This is a genomic window from Streptomyces ossamyceticus (assembly GCF_001418475.1).
Lineage (GTDB): Bacteria > Actinomycetota > Actinomycetes > Streptomycetales > Streptomycetaceae > Streptomyces > Streptomyces ossamyceticus.
The window spans coordinates 1-480 of record NZ_LIQX01000842.1 but is presented as its reverse complement, the minus strand read 5'-3'; the positions used below and the strand labels follow the sequence as shown (position 1 = coordinate 480).

At 73.3% G+C, this 480-nt stretch carries 1 protein-coding gene; it reads right to left on the bottom strand.

Translation table 11 applies throughout. The features are described 5' to 3' along the window. The coding region (locus AOK15_RS48150; RefSeq protein ID WP_240508811.1) for a PAS domain-containing protein at nt 1-480 on the bottom strand (480 nt) is incomplete at both ends.

The window sequence follows — 480 nt, the reverse complement described above, 5'->3', positions numbered from 1 at the left end:
GGCGGGTGCGGGCGCGGTGGCGGTCCGACACGTCCATCACGGTGTAGTAGACGCCTATGGGGCGCCCGTGGTCGTCCTCCAGGCGGGTGAACGACATCGCGTGCGCGGTCTCGCGGTGCGGGGCGGACCTGACCCGGCCGACGTGCTCGTAGTCGAGCACGGGTACGCCGGTCTCCAGGACCTTGCGCATCTGGGCCTCGATGCGGTCCGCGTCCAGCCCCGGCTGCACCTCGGCGAGCCGCAGCCCCACCCGCTCGTACGCCCGGCCGCCGCCGAACCGCTCCAGCGCGGCGTTGGACCACACGAACCGCAGGTCCGTGTCCACGATCGCGATCCCGATCGGCGACCGCGCGGTCATCCGCTCCAGCACGGTCCGACTCATGTCCCACCCGGGCGCCTCGGTCGCATCGGACACGAGAGCGATCCAGTGGGCGTGCCGGAGGGGATCGGGGTGGACGTCGGCGGGAGGTCGGGTGGGGG